The 20614-nt window shown below is 71.6% G+C and carries 17 protein-coding genes and 1 pseudogene; 10 read left to right on the top strand and 8 right to left on the bottom strand.

Annotated features, from left to right (window positions below; translation table 11 throughout):
- Positions 1-47: 47 nt before the first annotated feature.
- Positions 48-908, bottom strand: a complete 861-nt coding sequence (locus tag ACH4D3_RS18630) for a helix-turn-helix transcriptional regulator (RefSeq protein ID WP_398323297.1) — start codon at positions 906-908, stop codon at positions 48-50.
- Between the two features lie 203 nt (positions 909-1111).
- Entirely contained in the window at positions 1112-2545 is a 1434-nt protein-coding gene (locus ACH4D3_RS18625) for an aldehyde dehydrogenase family protein (protein ID WP_398323296.1), read from the bottom strand.
- Positions 2546-2737: 192 nt separating this feature from the next.
- Here ACH4D3_RS18625 and ACH4D3_RS18620 point away from each other — a divergent pair, with 192 nt between their 5' ends.
- Positions 2738-3163 carry an OsmC family protein gene (locus ACH4D3_RS18620; protein WP_398323294.1) on the top strand — a complete coding sequence of 142 codons (426 nt, stop codon included), beginning with the start codon at positions 2738-2740 and terminating at the stop codon, positions 3161-3163.
- Positions 3164-3307: 144 nt separating this feature from the next.
- Here the strand turns inward: ACH4D3_RS18620 and ACH4D3_RS18615 are convergent, their stop codons facing one another.
- On the bottom strand, positions 3308-4099 hold the full coding sequence (locus ACH4D3_RS18615) for a DUF427 domain-containing protein (protein ID WP_398323292.1): 792 nt from the start codon (positions 4097-4099) through the stop codon (positions 3308-3310).
- A 292-nt stretch (positions 4100-4391) separates the two neighbouring features.
- Positions 4392-4658, bottom strand: a complete 267-nt coding sequence (locus ACH4D3_RS18610; protein WP_398323290.1) for a WhiB family transcriptional regulator — start codon at positions 4656-4658, stop codon at positions 4392-4394.
- A gap of 306 nt (positions 4659-4964) precedes the next feature.
- On the opposite strand from ACH4D3_RS18610, the gene ACH4D3_RS18605 reads away from it, so the two are divergent.
- The 4 genes from ACH4D3_RS18605 to ACH4D3_RS18590 all read left to right on the top strand — a co-directional run bounded on the left by ACH4D3_RS18605 (position 4965) and on the right by ACH4D3_RS18590 (position 9510).
- Positions 4965-5756, top strand: coding sequence for a VOC family protein (locus ACH4D3_RS18605; protein ID WP_398323288.1), 792 nt, complete (start codon positions 4965-4967; stop codon positions 5754-5756).
- A 459-nt stretch (positions 5757-6215) separates the two neighbouring features.
- Positions 6216-6974, top strand: coding sequence for a glycoside hydrolase family 36 protein (locus tag ACH4D3_RS18600; RefSeq protein WP_398323286.1), 759 nt, complete (start codon positions 6216-6218; stop codon positions 6972-6974).
- Positions 6975-7036: 62 nt separating this feature from the next.
- Positions 7037-8194: an ROK family transcriptional regulator gene (locus ACH4D3_RS18595; RefSeq protein ID WP_398323284.1), complete on the top strand. Its 1158-nt coding sequence runs from the start codon at positions 7037-7039 to the stop codon at positions 8192-8194.
- A gap of 65 nt (positions 8195-8259) precedes the next feature.
- Positions 8260-9510: a Gfo/Idh/MocA family protein gene (locus ACH4D3_RS18590; protein WP_398323282.1), complete on the top strand. Its 1251-nt coding sequence runs from the start codon at positions 8260-8262 to the stop codon at positions 9508-9510.
- A gap of 106 nt (positions 9511-9616) precedes the next feature.
- Here ACH4D3_RS18590 and abc-f read toward each other — a convergent pair whose 3' ends face one another.
- Positions 9617-11272, bottom strand: a complete 1656-nt coding sequence (abc-f, locus tag ACH4D3_RS18585) for a ribosomal protection-like ABC-F family protein (RefSeq protein ID WP_398323280.1) — start codon at positions 11270-11272, stop codon at positions 9617-9619.
- Between the two features lie 316 nt (positions 11273-11588).
- Here abc-f and ACH4D3_RS18580 point away from each other — a divergent pair, with 316 nt between their 5' ends.
- The 3 genes and pseudogenes from ACH4D3_RS18580 to ACH4D3_RS18570 form a co-directional block, all read left to right on the top strand.
- Positions 11589-13640: an NPCBM/NEW2 domain-containing protein gene (locus ACH4D3_RS18580; protein ID WP_398323278.1), complete on the top strand. Its 2052-nt coding sequence runs from the start codon at positions 11589-11591 to the stop codon at positions 13638-13640.
- 147 nt (positions 13641-13787) lie between these two features.
- Positions 13788-15662 (top strand): Na+/H+ antiporter NhaA, encoded by a 1875-nt coding sequence (nhaA, locus tag ACH4D3_RS18575; RefSeq protein WP_398323276.1) that lies wholly within the window; start codon positions 13788-13790, stop codon positions 15660-15662.
- A gap of 90 nt (positions 15663-15752) precedes the next feature.
- A pseudogene (locus ACH4D3_RS18570) lies at positions 15753-15977 on the top strand (AraC family transcriptional regulator); the annotation flags it as partial.
- A gap of 33 nt (positions 15978-16010) precedes the next feature.
- Here the strand turns inward: ACH4D3_RS18570 and ACH4D3_RS18565 are convergent.
- Positions 16011-16979, bottom strand: a complete 969-nt coding sequence (locus tag ACH4D3_RS18565) for a zinc-binding dehydrogenase (protein WP_398323274.1) — start codon at positions 16977-16979, stop codon at positions 16011-16013.
- Positions 16980-17069: 90 nt separating this feature from the next.
- On the opposite strand from ACH4D3_RS18565, the gene ACH4D3_RS18560 reads away from it, so the two are divergent.
- Positions 17070-17672, top strand: a complete 603-nt coding sequence (locus tag ACH4D3_RS18560) for a TetR/AcrR family transcriptional regulator (protein ID WP_398323273.1) — start codon at positions 17070-17072, stop codon at positions 17670-17672.
- 91 nt (positions 17673-17763) lie between these two features.
- Here ACH4D3_RS18560 and ACH4D3_RS18555 read toward each other — a convergent pair whose 3' ends face one another.
- A complete protein-coding gene (locus ACH4D3_RS18555) occupies positions 17764-18612 on the bottom strand; it encodes an NADPH-dependent F420 reductase (protein ID WP_398323271.1) in 849 nt (282 codons plus the stop codon).
- A gap of 38 nt (positions 18613-18650) precedes the next feature.
- On the opposite strand from ACH4D3_RS18555, the gene ACH4D3_RS18550 reads away from it, so the two are divergent.
- Positions 18651-19499 carry a LysR family transcriptional regulator gene (locus ACH4D3_RS18550; RefSeq protein WP_398323269.1) on the top strand — a complete coding sequence of 283 codons (849 nt, stop codon included), beginning with the start codon at positions 18651-18653 and terminating at the stop codon, positions 19497-19499.
- An 11-nt stretch (positions 19500-19510) separates the two neighbouring features.
- Here ACH4D3_RS18550 and ACH4D3_RS18545 read toward each other — a convergent pair whose 3' ends face one another.
- Positions 19511-20539, bottom strand: coding sequence for a LacI family DNA-binding transcriptional regulator (locus tag ACH4D3_RS18545; RefSeq protein ID WP_398323267.1), 1029 nt, complete (start codon positions 20537-20539; stop codon positions 19511-19513).
- Between the last annotated feature and the right edge of the window lie 75 nt (positions 20540-20614).

Here is a 20614-nt window from a genome sequence, read left to right as displayed (position 1 = left end):
TGACCGTGTCGGCCGCCGATGGCTGACGGACGGGCGCCGCCACGGCGTCACCCGGCATGCCCGGGGCTGGGGGCGTGGGGAAGGTCGGGCAGGAGGGACAGCAGCTGGAGACCGGTGTGGCTCTCGGTCCCCGGGGTCGCGGTGTAGACCACGAGCCGCTGCGACTGGTCGGGGTCGATCAAGGTCTGGCAGTGCAGTTCCAGCGTGCCGATCCGCGGGTGGCAGAAGCGTTTCGACGCGCACTGGGGCCCCAGTACGGGACGCTCCCGCCAGATGGCGGCGAACTCCGGGCTTTCGCCGGTCAGGGCTTCCACGAGTGCGGCCGCGCGGGAGTCGCCGCCGTCGCGGGCGCGGGCGCCGTGGAGGTCGGCCACCATCAGGCGGCTCTGGTCGGCGTGGTCGCTCGCGGGGTGGATCAGCCGGGCCGCGGGATCGGTGAACCACCGGTAGTGGGCGCTGCGGGCCAGTCCGGTGTACGCCGTCTCGTCGCCCAGCAGCGCCTTGGCCGGGCGCGTCTGCTTCAGCGTCTCGCCCAAGTGGTTCACCACCTGGGCCGGAGTGTCCTCCAGCCGGTCCAGAACGCGCATCATCCCCGGGTTGATGTGATCCCCGCGCCGTACCCGGCCGGGGGCGGCGTGGCCGCCGAGCCGGAAGAGCAGGTCGCGTTCGTCCAGCGACAGGCGCAGGCCGCGGGCCAGTGAGGCGAGCATCTGCTCGGAGGGCTGCGGGCCGCGCGGCTGTTCGAGCCGGCCGTAGTAGTCCGCCGACATGTCGCTGAGTGCGGCCACCTCCTCGCGGCGCAGCCCGCCGGTACGTCTGCGACGCCCCCGGAGCAGGCCGACGTCATCGGGCTGGAGGGCCTCACGGCGCGCCCGCAGGAAGGCCGCCAGTGCTGCTCGGTCACTCATGGCTGAGTCCTCTCACCGACCCACTCACCGGCTCTCTCACCGGCTCTCTCACCGGCCTACTCACCGATACTCCTGTCCTGAGAACGGTGGGTGCCGGACTCTCATTCCTGTGACACGGTGTTCCGCCACATCGGAATCGTACGTCTGCATCCGGGTGAGGAGCAGGGCCGTCACTCCTCACCCGGATGCCGGCGTGTGCCGGGTCAGCGGGTGATCGCCTTGGTCTCCAGGAACTCCTCAAGGCCGGCCCGGCCCATCTCCCGACCGTTGCCGGACTGCTTGTAACCGCCGAACGGTGCCTGGAAGTTGTGCTGTCCGCCGTTGACGTCGACCTGGCCGACCCGCAGGCGCCGGGCGATGGCCATGGCGTGGTCCTCGTCACCGGTGACCGCGCCGTTGAGTCCGTAGACCGTGCCGTTGGCGATCTCGACGGCGTGGTCGTCGTCCGTGTACGGGATGACGACGAGGACCGGGCCGAAGATCTCCTCCTGCGCGATGACCGAATCCGGGGCGACGTCGGAGAAGATGGTGGGCCTGACGTAGGCGCCGCTCTCCAGGCCCTCCGGGCGGCCGGGTCCGCCGGTGACGAGCGTGGCACCGTCGGCGATACCGCGCCGGATGTATTCGTCGACGCGCCGGCGCTGGGTCTCCGAGGCGAGTGGGCCGATGCGCGTGTCCTCGCTCCTCGGATCACCGACGACGTACTCGTCGGCCGCGGCCCGGAGCCTGTCGACCACGCTCTGCTGGAGGCCGGCGGGCACGAGCATGCGCGTGTAGGCGCCGCAGGCCTGGCCGCCGTTGGCCCAGGCGAAGGCCAGGCCACGGGCGACGGCGAGGTCGAGATCGGCTTCCGGAAGGACGATGTGGGCCGCCTTGCCGCCCAGTTCGAGCGCGACCCGCTTCACCGTTCCGGCGGCAGCGGCGGCGACGCTCCGACCGGCCCTGGTCGATCCGGTGAAGGAGATCATGTCGATCTTCGGATGCCGGGAGAGGGCTTCGCCGACGACGGGGCCGGTGCCCTGCACGACGTTGAACACTCCGTCGGGCAGACCCGCCTCGGTGGCGATGCCGGCGAACATCCGCGCACTGAGCGGGGAGATCTCCGACGGCTTCAGCACGACAGTGTTGCCCGCCAGCATCGCGGGCACCACCTTGGTCACCAGTTGCTGGAGCGGGAAGTTCCACGGAGTGATGGCTCCCACGACTCCGATGGGCTCGCGGACGACGAGGGAGTTGCCGACCTCCGACGTCCACTCGAAGTGCTCGGCCGTCGCGACCGCGGCCTGGACCGAGGCCACCGGGAAGCCCACCTGCGCCTGCCGGGAGAAGGCGATCGGCGCGCCCATCTCCAGGGAGATGGTGGCCGCCAGTTCCTCACCGTGCCTCGCCAGGGCCTCGGCCAGGCGAAGCATGACGTCCGACCGGTGCTGCACGGACGTCGACGCCCATCCGGGGAACGCGGCGAGCGCGGCGTCCACGGCCAGGTCCACGTCGGCGGCCGTGCCTTCGCGCACCGTGGCGACGACGGATTCGTCGGCGGGGTTCACCACCTCGATGGGTTGCCCGGAGCCCGCTACGGCCCGGCCGTCGATCCAGTGGGAAGGGGTGGGGAAAGAAACCGTGTGTTCATCGTTCATGCCGCCAAGGAAACACCGTTCTCCACGCGGCAACCATGTCTTCCCGTGCCCATGATCTGTGTCACTCGCCCACACCGCGGGCGGCACCCGGCCGTCCGCTCCGGCTGTCACAGGTGGCGAGGTCGTTCGGTCTGTGCGGGAAAGGGGACGAGTTTCGTCGCGGTCCCCGCACCTCGACCGGGAGGAAGATCCATGATCACGCGTCTCGTGTCCGTCGCCGAAGGCGCACGGCTCACCCGATCCGTCGCGATCGGCCCCCACACGCTGACCGTTGACGAACCCGAGCCCGTCGGCGCGGACACGGGTCCCACTCCGGGGGAGCTGCTGCTGGCCGCGCTGGGTACGTGCACGTCCATGACGGTACGCGCGCTGGCGGACCGGCGCGGCTGGCGGCTCGACCGGGTCGACGTGGCCGTACGTTTCGGGCCGGCCGGGTCCGTGCTCAAGAACGTCGGGCTGACGGGTGACCTGGAGCCGGCCCAGCGGGAGCAGTTGCTGGCGGCCGCCGGACGGTGTCCCGTGCACCGTCTGCTGGCCAGGGAGGTCACGATCGTCACGGTGCCGAGGCTGCTGGCGGAACCGGAGGACGCACCCCGTTCCTTGCCGGCGTCCGGGTGAGGACCGGCCGGGCGGTCGGCTCCAGGTTCGCGTCGATCACATCGTTCGCGTCGTTCGCGTCGTTCGCGTCGACAAGGGGACCGGTGGACAGGCCACCGGTCCCCCTGTTCGGATCCCGTCCTGGAGCAGCCCTCCGGGCGGGCGTCAGCGGCCGGATGCCGCCGGGAGCGGGTCGGCGGGCTTCGGCAGCAGATGGCCGTCGACGTACAGATCGACGTGTTCGTTGTAGAACGCCGTCAGTCCGGCGATGCGGTTGGCGTGAATCGTCGGGAAGTCGTACGCCCAGGCGATGTCCTCGTGGGAGGCGCTGTCGCTGTCGAAGGACCAGTAGCCGCTCGTCGTCCCCTTGTAAGGACACCGGGTCACGGTGTCCGAGGGCCGCAGCCGGGACCAGTGGACAGTCTCTCGGTCGAGGTAGTACCGGGTGGGCAGGCCGGTCTCGAACAGTTTGACGCAGCCGGCGGCCTCCGCCAGGACGACGCCGTCCAGCTCGACCCGGACGCTGCTGCCCGAACGCAGGGCGTCCACCCGGGAGTAGGGGCTGCGTGGGTGGACGAAGACCGGTTCGTCCTCCTCGAACCAGGAGTCCAGCGCCTCCCACTCGAAGCGCACCGTGTCGTGCAGGGGCCCCGGGGCGCCCTCCGCCCAGACCCATGCGGCGCCCGCACGGACCTCCTCACCGACCTGAAGCGTGTGACGGTGCGCGGGGCCGGCACCGAGCTCTTCCGTGTGTCCGTCGTCGTGCAGCACGCCGTCCACCAGGTCCTCGACCGGAATGCTGAACTGCGGGTAGGCCTTCCATTCCCACACGTACAGCGCACGGCGGGTGTCGAAGACGACCTGCCCGCCGACCGTGCCCCGGATGCGGCGGGGCACGGGTTCGACGTGTCCGACCGGGATGATGAGGCTCGGGTGCAGAACACTTTCGGTTGTCATGGTGGTTCACCTTGTATTCGCTGATGGCGCGCCCGTCGTGTCCCGTGGCGTTGCCCGGGACGGCCGCGCGCTCGGGCCGACGGTCCTCCCCGGCGTTCGATGCTGTCCGCTGCACACCGAGGTGGTCCGTCACATGGGAGACGCGTAACAGAATATGTCTTCACACGGTGTTTCATGCAGGTGCAGGGCGTGTCGGCGGCGAGTTTCGCCATCAACGTCGCGCTGCCGCCGGCAGCCGGGAGTGTGCACTCGCCACGCGGCGGGACCGGTCTCTTCAGTGCCCGCCCCCTGTTCAGGCAGCGGCTCCCGTCGCCGCCCGGTGGCGGGCCGTGCGCCGTCGCATGGCGCGGCGCTCCCCTTCCGTCGTCCCGCCCCAGATGCCCTCCACGGGTCCGGCGGCCAGGGCCCACGCCAAGCACCGCTCGGCCACGGGGCACTGACGGCAGACGTCCTTCGCCTCATCCGTCTGCACCGCCCACTGGCCACTGTTGACCCTGGCGACCGGGAAGAAGAGATCAGGGTCCTCACCCAGGCACAGGCCCCGCTCGCGCCAGTCCATGGAGCACCTCCTGCTGTGAAAGGGGCACTGTTCGGGGGTCACTTGGGAAGACCGGACGACCGGCGCATCTGTGACACCGGCCCGGCCGGGCGTGCGACCGGCGGGGGACGGAGCCGATCGGCTGCGGGAAGGCTCCGCACCGCCGCATGGGCGTCGATGCCCCGGCCCGCCGCACGTCCGCAGCACAGCCGCGACCAAGGGGGCCCGAGCGCTTGCGCCCGGCGGAACGCCGGACGCCGGGCGACGGGCGAGAGTCACCACGGAGTGTCACGCTGGAACACACAGGAACTGCGAAAGGGAACGTTCGTGATCACCAATGACTTCGTCCCCGGCTCCCCCTGCTGGCTCGACCTGGGGTCCCCCGACGTCGCCGGGACGGCGGCCTTCTACGGCGGCGTGTTCGGGTGGACGTACGAGGCCATGGGGGAAGACGCGGAAGGCGGTATGTTCCGCAAGGACGGCAAGGTCGTCGCCGGTCTCGGCAAGCTCACCGAGGAAGGCGCGCGCTCCGCCTGGATGATCTACTACTCCGTCGCCGACGCGGACGCCACCACTCAGGCGGTGCAGCGCGCCGGCGGCACCGTGCGGGTGGCGCCGACGGACCTGGACGACTGGGGCCGGATGGCTCAGTACAGTGACCCGTCCGGTGGACAGTTCGCCGTGTGGCAGCCGGGCCGGACCAAGGGCGTCGAGCTGGTGGACCAGCCCGGGACACTGTGCTGGACGGAGCTGTACACGAGCGACGCCGCGGCGGCCAAGGAGTTCTACGGCGGGGTCCTCGGCTGGCGCTTCGGCGACATGGCGGTGCCGGGCGGCGAAGGCACGTACTCCCTCATCACTCCTTCCGGTCTGTCCGAGGACCGCATGCACGGCGGCCTGATGCAGCTCGACGAGCGGGATCTCACCCTGACGGACGGCCGGGCGTACTGGCACCCGGTGTTCGCCGTCACCGACTGCGACGCCGCGGTCGCCGCGGTCACGGAGCATGGCGGCAGCGTGCAGATGGGGCCGGCGGACGCGGAGGGCGTCGGCCGTCTGGCCGTGTGCCTCGATCCGTCGAAGGCGGACTTCGTGGTGCTGGCTCCGACGGCGGGATGAGCACCAGGGCGCGGCGGGCGGACAGCCCCCGCGGTGGCTGATCACGCGACGGGCTCCGGCGGTGCCGAGGCGAACGGGCGCGGGGCCGGACCGCCCCGCCCGTCCGTCCGGCCCGTTCTTCCTCCAACCCGTTCCCGTCCAACTCGCGGCCGCGGTTCCACGGCGATCCCGGGGCACTGAACGGCCGGGTGCTGCCCGCGATCAGCCGTGCGGTGGACGGTCTCTTTATTATGCGACAGCATTGACAAAGTTTCACTCTTGCTCATCAATATGTTGTCCATGGTGCCCCACTGGCAAGAGGTGCGGCGCGAATCCCTTCGGAGGGGAACCATGGGCGCACACACGGCGGTGGCGCCGCCGCACGCAGGTGCCGGCCCCGCGACGACCGGAAGGCGGCTTGGCTGTTCCTGGCGCCGGCCCTGCTCGGCTTCGCGCTCTTCTACGCGTATCCCCTCCGGGATGCGGGCGCTGGCCGGCCGGATCACGGACGCCGGGCTGCGGCCCGGACTGTGGATCGCCCCGTTCATCGTCCTGCCCGGCTCGCGTACCGCCCGGCAGTGTCCGGAGCTGCTGCTGCGCGACGGGCGCGGCGAGCCGGTGGTCGCCGGGCACAACTGGGGCGGCGGCTACTGGGCGCTCGACCTCACGCTGCCCGCGGCGCAGGAGCACCTGCGCGAGGTGATCCACCGGGTCGTCCGGGAGTGGGGGTTCACCTACCTCAAGCTCGACTTCGTCGTTGCCGGTGCCATACCCGGCGTGCGTTTCGCCGACGTGGGCCGCGAGGAGGCCTACCGCACCGGCCTCTCGATCGTCCGCGAAACGGCGGGCCCTGACGCGTACCTCGTCGGCAGCGGCGCCCCGCTGCTGCCCTCGCTGGGGCTGGTGGACGCCATCCGCAGCGGCCCCGACGTCGCACCGATGTGGGAGCACCACGCCACGCGGGACCCGTCCGACGCGCTGGCCCGCAACGCCGTCGTCAACACGGTGCACCGGTTGTGGCAGTCACCGCTGTTGGAGGTCGACCCGGACGTCGTGTACTTCCGCAGCCGGCTGAACCTGCTGACCGACCAGCAGCAGGGTCTGCTGCGCGACCTGGCCGACGTCTGCGGGTTCCGGGCCGTCTCCGACCCGGTGGACTTCGGCGCGGCCGTGACACCCGGCCACGAGCAGCGCTATCCCGTCGCCCCACCTCGCACCCGCACGCGGCCGTCACCATGAATTAGTAAACTCTTCAGCAATATTCGGCGGTGGCCACCGCAATGCCTCCAGGGAGCACCAACATGGCGACGACCGGAACGGACATGTCCCGGATGCGCGAGATGAACCAGCTGTCCATCGTGGGGGCACTGCGCGGCAACCCGCCGTCCACGGTCACCGAGCTGGCGTCCCGTTCCGGCCTGTCCCGTCCCGCGGTGGACGTGCTGGTGCAGTCCCTGGTCACCGACGGGTGGGCGGAGGTCGAGGAACCGGGGGCCAGCAGTGTGGTGGGGCGTCCCGCCCGCCGGTACCGGTTCAGGGCCACCGCCGGGCACGTGCTGGGCATCGACATCGGCGTGCACAAGATCCTCGTGATCCTCGGCGATCTCGAGGGGAACCTGGTGCGCACGGTGCGCCACCCGGCCGCCCCGGAGGCGGCGCCCGCGGAGCGGCTGGCGGCGGTGGACCGGGTCGTCGACGAGGTGCTGGCGAGCGCGGGCATGGCGCCGGGCGACATCTGGGCGGTGACCGTCGGGGTGACCGGTCCGGTCGACCGCAGCGGCCGGACCTCGCTGTCCAGTCCGCTGCCCGGCTGGAGCGAGGCCGACCCGGCCGCCCACCTCGGCGCCCGGTTCTCCTGTCCGGTGCGGGTCGAGAACGACTGCAAGCTGGCCGCCGTAGCCGAACGGTGGCGGGGCGTCGCGCAGGACGCCGACGACATCGTGTACCTCCTCGCCGGTCTGCGCACCGGCGCCGGTCTCATCCTCGACGGCACCCTGCGCCGGGGCCACGGCGGCGCCGCGGGAGAGATCGGCGCGCTCAAGGCCGTACGGTGGCTCACCGCGCCCGACCACCTGCAGACCTGCCCCGGGTTGCCGGCGACCGCCGCGGAGGGCGATGCGGCGGCCTGGGTCTTCCAGGCCGCCCGGGACGGCGACCGGGACGCCCGGACGGCCGTCCGGCGCTACACCCGCGACCTCGCGGTGGGGGTGGCCGCCCTGGTCCTCGCCCTGGACCCCCAGGTCGTGGTCTACGGCGGCGGGTTCTCCCGGTCCGCCGACGTGGTCCTCGGTCCGCTGCACCGCGAGCTGGCCAAGCACTGCCTGCGGATGCCGGAGCTGCGCGCCTCCACGCTCGGCGACGAGAGCGTGGCGCTGGGGGCGGTGCGGCTGGCCCTGGACGAGGTCGACAGCCGGCTGCTGAGCGACGGTCTGGCGGCGCCGGCCGCACCCCGACGGTAACGGCGGGGCCGGGCAGGCACCCGGCGCCCGTACGCAACACCCGACAGGAACGAAGGGACAGCCCAGTGAGCACCCGTGACCAGATACCGGATCGGCACCTGCGCGTCGGCGTCGTCGGCGTCGGACAGCGCGCGGACATGGCCGCTCTGGTGAACCGTTCCGGCGCCGCCCGGATCGTGTCCTGCGCCGACCCGGACCCGCGGGGCCAGGAGGACGCCAGGCGTCTGTTCGGCGCGGATGTCGTGGTGCACGGCCGGTACGAGCGGATGCTCGACGACGAGCTGGACGCCGTGTTCGTCCTCACCCCCGACCACCTGCACACCGAACCCGCGCTGTTCTTTCTCGCGGCGAGGGTGGCGGTGTTCGTGGAGAAGCCGCTGACCATCACCGTCGCCGACTGCGACACGCTGCTCCGGGCCGCGTTCCGCTCCCGCACCCGGCTCTACGTGGGCCACAACCTGCGTCACCTTCCCGTACTGCGGCGGATGCGCGAGCTGATCGACGACGGCGCGGTCGGCCGCGTCCGCGCGGTGTGGTGCCGTCACTTCGTCGGCCACGGCGGGGACTTCTACTTCAAGGACTGGCACGCGCAGCGGGCCAACACCACCGGTCTGCTGCTGCAGAAGGGCGCCCACGACCTCGACGTCGTCCACTGGCTCGCCGGGGGCTACTCCCGCAACGTGGTCGCCCAGGGTGCGCTGGCCGTCTACGGCGACAACCCGCGCCGGGCCACGCAGGAGACCGTGCCGCCCGGTCGGCGCATGCCCGACTGGTTCGACCCGGAGGTCTGGCCGCCGTCCGCCCTGCGCGACCTCAACCCCGTCGTCGACGTCGAGGACATCAGCATGATGCTGGCCCGCCTGGACAACGGCGTCCTCGCCAGCTACCAGCAGTGCCACTTCACGCCCGACTACTGGCGCAACTACACCGTCATCGGCGACGAGGGCCGCCTGGAGAACTTCGGCGACGGCATCGACGGCGATTTCGCTCGGGTCGACGTGTGGAACCGGCGCCGCTCCGGCTACCGTGCCGACGCCGACCTGTCCGTTGCGGTCGTGGCGTCCGACGAGGAGACGCACGGCGGCGCGGACCGGGCGCTCGTCGAGGAGTTCCTGCGCTTCGCCGCCGACGGAGGGCCGACCGAGACCTCACCCGTGGCCGCCCGCGAGGCGGTCGCCGCCGCGGTCGCCGCCACGACCTCGCTGCGCTCCGGCAGCACACCGGTCGACGTTCCCCCGCTCGACCCGGCGATCGTCCGGCACTTCGAGGAGCACCAGCCCACCGAGGGGGCCGACGGGAGCGGGCCGCAGCCGTAGCAGGGCGTCAGGAGCAGCAGTACCAGGGGGATCGCGCCGGTCACCGGCAGGATCAGCGTGAAGGGGGCCGCTCCGACGGCCAACGGGCGGTCCGGGTCGGGTCGGGTCAGCGTCTGCGACCGGCGTGCAGTTCCAGCCGCTCGGCTTCGAAGCGCGCCCGGAAGTCGCGATCGTGCGAGACCGCGACCACCGCCCCCGGGTAGGCCGCGAGCGCCGCCCGGAGGTCCTCGACCAGGTCGAGTGCGATGTGGTTGGTCGGCTCGTCGAGTACGAGGAGTTCCGCGGGCCGGGTCACCAGGGTCGCGATCTGCAGCCGCCGCCGCTGCCCGACGGACAGGGCGGCGACCGGCACGTGCAGATCCTGCTCGCGGAACAGGCCCAGGGACAGGAGCTGTCCGGCGTACTCGTCGGGCGGCCCGGGTCGCCCGGCGGCGAACGCGGACAGCAGCGGCAGCCGCGTGGCGTGCGGGGGCAGTTCCTGGGCGAGGTAGCCGATCCGGGCGGGGCGCCGCACGGTGCCCGCGTCCGGCCGCAGGTCGCCCGCCAGAACGCGAAGCAGCGTCGTCTTCCCCGCGCCGTTCTCGCCCGTGACGAGGAGGCGCCCTCCGGGTTCGATCGCCAGGAGCCCTTCCAGACGCAGCCGTTGCCCGACCCGTACGTCGGCGAGCTCGGCGAGCGTGCCCTGAGCCGGGCCGTCGGCCGCCGACGGCAGTGCCGTCGTGAACCGGAGCGGTACCGGCGGCTTCGCCACCGGGTTGCGCCGCAGCCGGTCCAGGCGCTCCCGCACCGAGCGCACCTGCCCACCGAGCTTCGCCTCGCTGGAGCGGCGGTGCTTGCCGAAGCCCTGCTTCGGGTCGCGGCCGGTGGTGTTCAGCCGCCGGGCGGCCGCCGCCAGCAGCTCCTCGGCGGCGGCCACCTCCTCGGTCCAGTCCGCGTACCGCTGCTCCGCTCCGCGCCGGGCGGCGGCCCTCGCGGCGCGGTAGCCGGCCCATCCGTCGCCGTACCGGCGCACGGTGCGCTCGTCCCGGTCGACCTCGAGGACCGTGGTGGCGACGCGCTCCAGGAAGCCGCGGTCGTGCGTGACGGCGACGACGGTACCGCGGTGTGCGCGCAGGTGCTCCTCCAGCCAGCGTACGGCCGCCGCGTCGAGGTGGTTCGTCGGCTCGTCGAGGAGCAGCAGTTCGGGGGCGGCCGCCAGGGTGCAGGCGAGGGCGAGGCGCGACTGCTCCCCGCCGGACAGGGTGCCGAGCAGACGCTCCCGGGCGATCCGGGCCAGCCCGAGTCCGTGCGTGGCGGCATCCACACGGGCGTCCGCCTCGTATCCGCCGCGTTCCTCGAAAGCGGTCAACAGCTCGCCGTAGGCGGCGAGTTCCTCGTCGGACGCGTCGGCGAGGGACTGCTCTGCCGCGCGAAGCCCTCGCTCCATGTCGCGCAGTTCGCTCAGCGCGACGTCGACGGCGTCCTGTACGGTGCGGTCCGCCTCCAGGCCGAGGGTCTGGGCGAGGTGACCCGTTCCGCCGGGGAAGCGGACGGTGATCTCCCCGGCGTCCGGCGTCTCGACCGCGGCGAGCAGCCGCAGCAAGGTGGACTTGCCGGAGCCGTTCTCACCGATGACGGCGGCCTTCTCGCCCGGCCGGACGGTGAAGGAGACCTGGTCGAGGACGGTCCGGGTGCCGTACGACTTGGTGACGGACCTGACGGACAGCTGTGCCACAGCGGTGGCGGGGGTGGTGGGCAGGGCGGTACGGGCGCGATCGCGCATGGAGCTTTCCCCTGGCATGCGAAGGGTCTACGGGCGGTGGAAGCGGCGGCGGGGGCCGTGCCCGGACTCAGACGAAGAAGAGGAAAGCCATGCCCCCACCCTAACAAGACGAGGCGTCTCGCTTCAATTCCGCGGGGAGACGCCTCGGATCAGGGAGACGGTCTGCGCTTTTGTGGAACAAGGTTCGAAATAGCTAGCAGAATCAATCACGACCGCACTCTTTCCATCAGTCCTCGGCGCCTCTACTGTGAGCGCGCGCTGACGGTGCGTGCCCCCGCACGCACCCGCTGCCGACGAGCCGCGGAGGAACATGACAATGCGTCACCTTCCCATGCGTGTCACGCGCGTCATCGGGCGCAGAGCCCTGGGCGCCATCACCGCCGGACTGCTCACCACCGGAGGCCTGGCGGTGAGCGCGCAGGCCGCCGCAACCGCCGCGACCGCCGCGCCGGGCTCGGCTCCGGCACCGTCCGGCCACGGGCAACTGGCCCTCACCCCGCCGATGGGCTTCAACAACTGGAACTCCACGCACTGCAGGGACGAGTTCGACGAGTCGATGGTCAAGGGCATCGCCGACCTCTTCGTCGAGCGGGGTCTGAAGGACGCCGGCTACGAGTACGTCAACCTCGACGACTGCTGGGCGCTGCCGGAGCGCGATGCCGACGGCCGGTTGGTGCCGGACCCCAAGCGCTTCCCGAACGGCATCAAGGCCGTCGCCGACTACGTGCACGCCAAAGGCCTGAAGTTCGGCATCTACACCAGCGCCGGCACGAAGACGTGCAGCAGCATCGGCTTCCCCGGCGCGCTGGGTCACGAGTACAGCGACGCCCGGCAGTTCGCCGACTGGGGTGTCGACTACCTCAAGTACGACAACTGCAACAACCAGGGCATCGACGCCGAGCAGCGCTACACCACCATGCGCGACGCGCTCGCGGCGACCGGCCGGCCGATCGTGTACAGCATCTGTGAGTGGGGCGAGAACAAGCCCTGGGAGTGGGCGGGCGACCTGGGCCAGCTCTGGCGCACCACCGGGGACATCAACGACTCCTGGGGCTCGATGTCGTCGATCATGAAGAGCAACCTCGAACTCGCCGAGTACGCGCGTCCCGGCGGATGGAACGACCCCGACATGCTGGAGGTCGGCAACGGCGGCATGACGGACACCGAGTACCGTACGCACTTCTCCATGTGGTCGATCATGGCTGCCCCGCTGCTCATCGGCACCGACCTGCGCACGGCGCCCGAGTCGGCGTTCGAGATCCTCACCAACGACGAGGTCGTCGCCGTCGACCAGGACCCCCTGGGCAAGCAGGGCGAGGTCGTCTCCTCGGAGGGTGGCCGCTGGGTCGTGTCGAAGGAGCTGGCCGACGGCAGCCGGGCGGTCGCGCTGTTCAACGAGGGCTCACGGGCCCAGCGGATCGAGACCACCACCACGGCCGTCGGCCTGCCGAAGGCGCGCGGCTACGCCGTGCGGGACCTCTGGAAGCACAGTGACACCAACACGACGGGCACGATCGCCGCGACGGTGCCCGCGCACGGCACCGTGCTGGTGCGGGTGCACGCCGACAAGAAGTGGGCCCAGTACCCGCCCGCCGTGGACGTGCACGCGGGCGGCGACACGGTGACCGAGGCCGGACGGACCGTGCGGATCACCTCCGCGGCCACTGACCTGGGCGGCACCGCGGCCCACTCGGTGAGCGTCGCCCTGACCGGCCCCGACGGCTGGCGCGTCACCCCCAGGTCCGCCACGTCGGCCCGCGCCCTGAAGCCGGGCGCGACTCTGGCAACGGACTGGGACGTCGCCGTCCCCGCGGGCACATCCACGGGCGACCAGAACCTGACGCTCACCGCCAGGCACCGCACGCACTCCGGTTCCTGGCTCACCTCCACGGCACCCCTCACCGTGCGCGTCGGCGTCCCCCTGCCAGCCGGTGAGTCCGCTCTGTCGGACGCCGATCCGCTGAGCGCCACCAACGGCTGGGGCCCCGTCGAACGGGACCAGAGCGTGGGCGAGCTCGGAGCCGGCGACGGCAATCCGATCACCATCGGCGGCACGGCCTTCGCCAAGGGACTGGGCGTCCACGCATCCAGCAGCGTCGAGTACTACCTCGGCGGCGCCTGCAGCAGGGTGACCGCGCAGGTCGGCGTCGACGACGAGTCGGGCGACAAGGGCACCGTGGCCTTCGAGGTCTGGGCCGACGAGACCCGGGCCGCGTCGACGGGCACCCTGACCAACGCCGACGCCGCCCGCGCGGTCTCCGCCGACGTCTCCGGCGCGGACGTCGTCCGCCTGGTGGTCACGGACGCCGGGGACGGCAGCGGATACGACCACGCGGACTGGGCGGACCTGCGGGTCACCTGCACCTGAGCCGTATGAGGCGCCGGTCCGGCCGTCGATGCCCCGAGCAGGACGTCGCACGGTCGGACCGTTCCGGTTGGTGCCACTCAGCGGTCTTCCGTGTCAGGTGGGCAAGGGCTCCGGGCGAATGGGGCCCAAGCAGTGATAATCGGCGTCGTGAGTGGTCAGGAGCCCGAGGAGGCGACGTCGAGCCCCGCTGCCCGGAGCACGGCGCGATGGCGGACCTTCGTGCAGACCGAGACGAGCAGTGCGGTGTTCCTGCTGGCGGCGGTCGCTGCCGCCCTGGTCTGGGCCAACGTGGGTCCGCACTCCTACGAGGCGGTGTGGCAGGCCCGGTTCACCGTGGGATTCGACACGCGCCACCTTTCGCTCACCGTGCATGAATGGATCAACTCGGGGCTGATGAGCCTCTTCTTCTTCGTGGTGGGCCTGGAGGCGCGGCGGGACTTCGACGTGGGCGAGCTGCGCGACCGCCGCTGGCTGCTGCTCAGCGCCGTCGCCGGTCTGGGCAGCATGATCGTCCCGGCTCTGATCTTCGTCGTCGTCAACGCGGGACGGGAGTCGGTGCACGGCTGGGGCACCGCCATGTCCACCGACACCGCGTTCGCGCTGGGCGTCCTGGCGGTGTTCGGTTCTCGGCTGCCCGCGTCGTTGCGCGCGTTCCTGCTGTCGATCTCCGTCGTCGACGATCTGGTCGCGCTGCTGGTGATCGCCGTCTTCTACAGCGACGACATCCGTCTGCCCGCCCTGGTGGTCGCCGTCTGCACACTGCTGGCGCTCGCCCTGCTGCGCCTGGCCGGCGTCCGCGGCGCCCTGTACTGCGCGGTGCTGTCGGTGGTGGTGTGGGTGGCGCTGCACGAGGCCGGGGTCGACCCGGTCGTCGCGGGTCTGGCCGTGGGTGCCCTGGTGGCGGCCTACCCCGCGCCCCGCGGCGATCTGGAGCAGGCGAGCCGGCTGTTCCGGCTCTTTCGCGAGCAGCCGACGCCCGAGTTGCACCGCAGCGCCGTCCAGGGGCTGGATGCGGCGATCTCGCCGAACGAGCGGCTGGAGCAGCGGTTCCTGCCATGGGTGAGTTTCGGCATCGTCCCGTTGTTCGCCCTGGCCAACGCCGGTATCGAACTCTCCGGTTCCGCCCTCGGCGACGCCTTCACCTCGCCCATCACGCTGGGCATCGTCTTCGGCTGCGTGGTGGGCAAGGTGATCGGGACGGTCGGGTCCATGGCGGCCGCGCGCCTGCTCTCGGGCGGGCGGCTGCGGCCGAACGTGGGCTGGGGATCGGTGACCGTCGGCGGCGCGATCGCCGGGTCGGCGTTCACCGTGTCGTTGCTCATCGCGTCCCTGGCGTTCGACGGAGAGGAACTCGAAGAGGCGCGGATCGGCATCCTGGTCACGTTGGTCGGCGCGTTCGTGACCAGTTGGGCGGCGACCGCGGTGATCGGTCTGCTGCCGGAGCGACGCAGGGCGCGGGCGCTGCTGGGCGACGTCGACCCGCTGACGGACCTGGCCGTGCCCGTCGACGGGCGGCACGACCGCATCCGCGGGCCCGAGAGCGCGGTGGTCACGGTGGTGGAGTACGGGGACTTCGAGTGTCCGTACTGTGGACAGGCCGAGCCCGTGGTGCGAGACCTCCTCGGCCAGGAGAGCGACGTTCGCTATGTGTGGCGGCACTTGCCGCTGAGGGACGTTCATCCCAGGGCCCAGCTGGCCGCGGAGGCGTCCGAGGCCGCTGCCCGGCAGGGCCGCTTCTGGGAGATGCACGACCTGCTGCTCGAACGGCAGAACGCCCTCGGCGCGCCGGACCTGCTGCGCTACGCCGGTGAGCTCGGTCTCAACGTGGAGCTGTTCCGGCAGGACCTCAGGGACCATCGCGGTGCCCGGCGGGTGGCGGAGGACATCGACTCGGCGGATCTGAGCAGGGTGTCCGGGACGCCCACGTTCTTCATCAACGGGCGCCGCCATCACGGCGCCTATGACATCGCCGCGCTCACGCGGGCGGTGGAGCTGGCCCGGCAGCGTGCGCTGACCGGGTGACCGGCGCGGGCCGGGGCGGGCGCTTGTGAGGGAACGGGCCGAGGGGCGGTCGGGCCGGCGGTACGAGCGGCGCGGACGAAGGTCCGGCTCATGAGCCCAGTTCTGGACACCGCGTTCATACCGCCACGCGACCGGGAGGAAGTGGTCCGCAACGCCGTGTGGGAATCCGTGGTGGCGGTCGACATCGATCACCGTCCTTCCGCTGAGGACCTGTCCGTTCGGATCGGGCTCGGTACCGTCGGACCTCTCCGAATCTGTTCGGCACGGGCGACCGCGGTCACGATCCGTCGTACGGGGGAATTCGCCCTCTACGATCGCCGCCGCACACGACATCTCCGTACGTCATCTCTACACAGTGCTGTCTGGACCGAACGGCCGGGGAACCCTCGTGAGATCGAGGACGGCCTTGCCGTGGAGGCGTCGGTCGAGCAGCGCCCGTACCGCCTCGGAGTGGCGCGTCCAGGGGCCTCGCCAGCTGATGCCCGGATCGAGGCGGCCCGCGGCGATCTCTCCAGCCAGCCAGGTCAGATCGCCGGAGAAGTCGGCGGTGGGGTCACCGAGGAGGAAGAAGGTGCGGATCGAACGGTCATGTCGTCCTCCGTTGCCCAGCAGCGCATCCGGTGTCAGCACCACGTCGGCCCCGGAGGAACGGCCCACGCTGTAGAGGACGCCACCGGCCGACAGGGCGGCGAAGGCGTCGACGAGGTACTGTCCGCCGACGTTGTCGAGAACGGCGGACACCGGCTGCCGCGCGGCGGCCGGTTCGGGGAGGACTTCGTGGGCGCCCAGGGCGCGCAGCCCGTCCGCCTGGGCCGGGTTCCGGCTGATCGCCACGACGTGAGCGCCCGCGAGGGCGGCCAACTGGACGGCGTAGCGGCCGACGCCGCCGGACGCACCGGTCACCATCACGCGGCGACCGAGCAGCGATCCCATCCCGCGCAGCACGCGCAGGGCGCTCAGCCCGGCGACGGGGACCGTGCTCAGTGCGCCGGAGTCGGCGTCGTACGGTGCGGTACCGATCCGGTTGGCGGGTACGGCCCGCAGTTCGGCCCAGCCGGTTTCGCCGAGCGTGACGACCCTCTCCCCCTCGGCCGGGCCGGAGCCGTCGGCGGCCGCCTGGACGACCACGCCGGCCGCGTCCCAGCCGAGGACGGTACCCGCCGGTGTCTGCGCCCGGGTCGCCTCATGGACCTCACCCGAGTTCAGCGACAGCGATTCGACCCGCACGAGCGCCTCATGGGCGTCCGGTCGCGGTGCGGGGACATCCGTCAGTGACAGGTGTCCGGGTGACGTGTGGTCGACGACGAGTGCACGCACGTGAAGACTCCGTTCATGAAGTGCCACAGTGTGGCGTTTGCTCCAGTAGAGCATATGCGCGATCTCGGCGCTGTTGGTAGAGTGCTCTCGATGACCAGCTCCGAACAGCCCGCCACCTTGCGCGAGCGGAAGAAGCTCCGCACCCGCCAGGCCCTGGCCGACACCGCCGTCACGCTCTTCGGCGAACGCGGCTTCGACGGCACTCCGCTGGACGCGCTGCTGGAGCGGGTGGAGGTGTCCCGGCGCACCTTCTTCCGCAACTACCGCTCCAAGGAGGACGTCGCCCTCACCGCCGTCAAACAGCTGTGGGACGTCTACCTGGACGTCTTGGACGACGTCGAGAAGTCCGGCCCGCTGACCGACGCCTTCCTCGGCGCCATGCTGACCACCCTCGAACGCATGGATGAGGACTGGTACCGGCGGTTCCCGCTCACGCTGCGGCTGATCGCCGGCTCGCCCGCACTCGACGGGCACTCGCTGCGGCACTGCGCCGAGGTCCAGGCCGAGATCGTCCGCAGGCTCGGCGGTCACGACTGCCTCGAACTGCGGCTCCTCATCGAGTTCTTCGTGGCGTCCTGGCGCTGCGCTCTGGACGAATGGCTGCCCGACTGCACACCGGACGAACTGCCCGGACTTCTGCGCCGCACCTGCTCGTCCATGACCTCCGCCCTCAGCCTGTCCTTCACGGTCTGAGGACGAAGAAGGCTCCGGCCCGGCGGCGGTGGCGGCCGCCACCCGCCCGGCCGCCACCCGGCCGGGCGCACTCCCCTGCGGGGCCGGAGCACTACATGCGGAATCCGGCTGGACCGCGCACCGCGGCAGCCGCAAGGTCCCTGATCCGGGCGGCGGATGCGGGGATGCCGGCGGCTTGCTGGACCCAGGCCACGAACTCTTCGGGGCCGAGGCCGGTCGGCGGCTGCCCGACGTAGGGCAGGGCGTACAGCGGCGTATTGGGTTCGCTGCGCCAGCTTTCCGCCAGCGTGCCGAGGTCCACGGTGTCGAAGCCGAGGACGTCGAGCAGATCGGCCACCTCCTGCTTGGCGGTCCCGTCGTCTCCGGAGAGCGGTATCGCCGTGCGGTCGTCGGCTCCGGCGGGGCGGAAGAGTTCCAGCAGGTGCTTGGGGCCGATGCTGTGCAGGGCCTTGACCACCCTGCTGTCCGCGAGGTGGCTCTGCACCAGCTCACTGGAGGTCAGCTCGTTGGTGTCGAGCCGAGGAATCGAGAAGCCCGGGTACAACGCGTAGTTCATCGGGTCGATGACGGTCTTGCCGGACAGCGCCGCTCGGGGCAGCCGCTCGCGCGCCGCCAGCGGTACGGCGGCCAGGACCGGATCACCGGCCGCCGCGGCTTCGGCGGGGGTGGCCGCGCGGGCGCGGGGACCTAGTTCCGCGACCAGCCCGGCCAGGGTCTCGGGGCCGCGGGAGTTGCTCAGGACGACGGATACACCCGCGTCGACGGCGCGGCGGGCCACGGCGACGCCGACCATGCCGGTGCCGATGATTCCCAAGGTCGTTCGGCTCACTTGCGTTCTCCGTTCGGGGTCTTGCCGCCTTGCCGCAGCCGACTGCTCGGCCGCTGCGGCGGCCTCGGACCCATCACAGCGGCGACGTCCCGGGCGAACAAGAACCAGCATCCTCCAGCAGCGATCACATCATGTGATAGATCAGAGAGATGGAGCTCAGAGCGCTGCACTACTTTGTGACCGTTGCCGAGGAACTGCACTTCGGGCGGGCGGCGCAACGGCTGAACATCGTGCAGTCAGCGGTGAGCCAGCAGATCGGCCGACTCGAACGCGAACTCGGCGTGCAGTTCCTGGAGCGCACCTCACGGCGGGTGCGTCTCACCCCGGCCGGTGCACGGGTCCTGGACGCGGCCCGCGAGACCCTCGCCACGGCGGCGCGGGTCCGGGTGGTCGCCGGGGAACCGGCCGCGGCCCTGCGGATCGGGACGGCGTCGTGTGCCATGTGGCGGCTCGACCGCGCACTGGAGCGCCTGCGCGTGAGTGAGCGGCCTGCCGAACTGGAACTGGTCGACCTCCCGGTGGCCGCACGGCTGGCCGCCGTCCGGGACGGCGAGCTGGATGTGGCGCTGGTACGAGGGGCGATCGCCTCGTCGGCGGTGACGGTGGCGCGTGCGTGGTCCGAGCCGGTACACGCGGTGCTCGCGCGCGACCACGCCGCGGCCGGCAAGCCGGCGGTCGGCCTGCGTCACCTTGATCCACGGGGACTGCGGCTGCCCGCCCGTGAGAGCGACCCGCCGCTGCACGACGCGCTCCTCGCAGCCGTTCCCGTGGCCCCACTCCGCCCGCCCGCCGGGGACCTGTCCAACGTGCTGCTGGAGGTCGGCCGTGATCCCGGGGCCTGGACCCTGATGCCGGCCGAGCAGCTCGCCGGGTTCCGTTCCGAGCGGCTGCTCCATCTACCGTTCGACCCGCCCGCGACCGTCGACAGCCACGTCGTCACCTCACTGGCCACACCCGAGTCGTGCGTGGCCTCGTACGTCGCCGCGTTCGCGGACTGACCGGCCCGCGGTCACCCGCGCTCCGCAGACGCTTCGGGTGGCGGCGCCGTCGAGGCGCGTACCACGAGTTCGGTGGCGAGCTCGATGTGGTGGGACTCGACCTTCTCGCCGTTGGCGAGCCGGAGCGCGGTACGCAGCGCGGCGCCGCCCATCTCGCGCAGCGGCTGGCGCACGGTGGTGAGGGGCGGTGAGGCCATCCGGGCGAGGCTCGTGTCGTCGAAACCGACCACGCTCAGGTCTTCCGGAACGCGCAGGCCCCGGCCCCGTGCGGTCTCGACGACCCCGACGGCGATCTCGTCGTTGCCTGCGAAGACCGCCGTCGGCGGCTCTCGCAGGCCCAACAGGGCCGTGGCTCCGAGCAGTCCCGTCTCGTGGGTGAACTCTCCCGGCCGGACGTAGGCCTCGGGCACCCGGGCCCCTCCCGCCTCCATGGCGGCGCGGTAGCCGTGCATGCGTGCCTGGTTGCACACGGCCATGGCGGGTCCGCCGAGATAGGCGACTCGGCGGTGGCCCAGGGAGAGCAGGTGCTGGGTCGCGGCCAGCCCTCCGGCGAAGTTGGTGGCCCCGACGCTGTGCACCCGGCTGTCCGGCAGGTGCAAGGGGTCCAGCACGACCAGCGGCAGCCCGGACCTGGCCAGTTCGTTCAGGTGCGCCGAGGTGTACACGCTGGTGACCGCGATGACGGCACGACGCCCGGCGGAGACCAGGTCCCTGGCCCAGTGAGGGGCACGGGACGCCTTGCTGATCACGACCGAGGCCCCCAGTTCGGAGGCGGAGTCGATGATCCCTTCCAGGGTTTCGGCGACGTACGACTTCAGGCTGCCCTGGAACTGCACCTCGATGGTCGGGCTCTCCACGGGCTCGCTGTGCCGGAACACGGGGGCGAGGTAGTCGTGGTGGTGCAGCAGCTCCTGCACCCGGGCGCGGGTCCCCGGCGCCACGTCACCGCGGCCGTTCACCACTTTGGACACGGTCGCCACGGAGACCCCCGCCGCTTGAGCGATGTCCGCCAAAGTGGTGCGTCTCGCGCTCGGTCGCATCGGTCCCCTCCCCTGACTCCAGCAGATCACCGCCTGACCTGCCTACCCTCGGCCCAGCCTTTTCGAAACAATTTC

Origin of the sequence: Streptomyces sp. NPDC018026 (assembly GCF_044327745.1) — a bacterium.
Classification (GTDB): Bacteria; Actinomycetota; Actinomycetes; order Streptomycetales; family Streptomycetaceae; genus Streptomyces; species Streptomyces rubrogriseus.
Note: the sequence above shows the minus strand (reverse complement) of the source record. Positions and strands in the feature narration are given on the sequence as shown.